This is a genomic window from Spongiibacter sp. UBA1325, from assembly GCF_002306875.1.
Classification (GTDB): domain Bacteria; phylum Pseudomonadota; class Gammaproteobacteria; order Pseudomonadales; family Spongiibacteraceae; genus Spongiibacter; species Spongiibacter marinus.
On record NZ_DBTD01000008.1, the window covers coordinates 1,787 to 2,365 of the forward strand.

2 protein-coding genes are annotated in these 579 nt (G+C 50.1%); both read right to left on the minus strand.

Annotated features, from left to right (window positions below):
* Nucleotides 1–345, minus strand: a 345-nt coding sequence (locus tag B3K78_RS08430) for a hypothetical protein (RefSeq protein WP_286695103.1), incomplete at its 3' end; no start/stop codon positions are given.
* Between the two features lie 53 nt (nucleotides 346–398).
* Nucleotides 399–579 (minus strand): hypothetical protein (locus tag B3K78_RS08435; RefSeq protein ID WP_286695104.1); only part of this gene is annotated, 181 nt, incomplete at its 5' end.

Here is a 579-nt window from a genome sequence, read left to right on the forward strand (position 1 = left end):
GGTCGGCGGTTCGAATCCGCCCCTTGCTACCATTATTCTAAAAAACCACCCAAGCGGTGGTTTTTTTTCGCCTTCAATAAATGCGCCCAAGCTGCCGGGTGGGTGAGAAACGCCGCCCCGGTTCGATGAAATGCGCTGCATTAAATCAATGCGCGGCATTTCAGACGACAACGCCGCCCGAAGGGGCAAAACAGGCCTTAGCCTATTTTCGTGTATCCGCCTTGTTACCTTGTTAAAAGCTGAGCCGCCAACTTCCGATACGGGTAGCCCCTCTATTTCGCGCTCACCACTGATACCGTATAAGCCCATATAGGGTCGGGATGGCAAAAACTCTATGCTGTTCACAACTTTCCCATACGTGCTAGGAAATAAGCTAATATGCTTTTATTGTTGTGGACTTACTGCGATAAGCTAATCAACGACATACAGTTACCTAAGCAGTGCAGCAGTGATACTTCACCTATAAACAGCACTCGATAATAAAGAACAGAGGAAGAGGTTATGAAGTTCTTGTTCCGCGCCAGCCTGCTGGCATCGACGGCGGCGATCTTAGCAGCTTGCGGAGGCGGCAGTGATGGC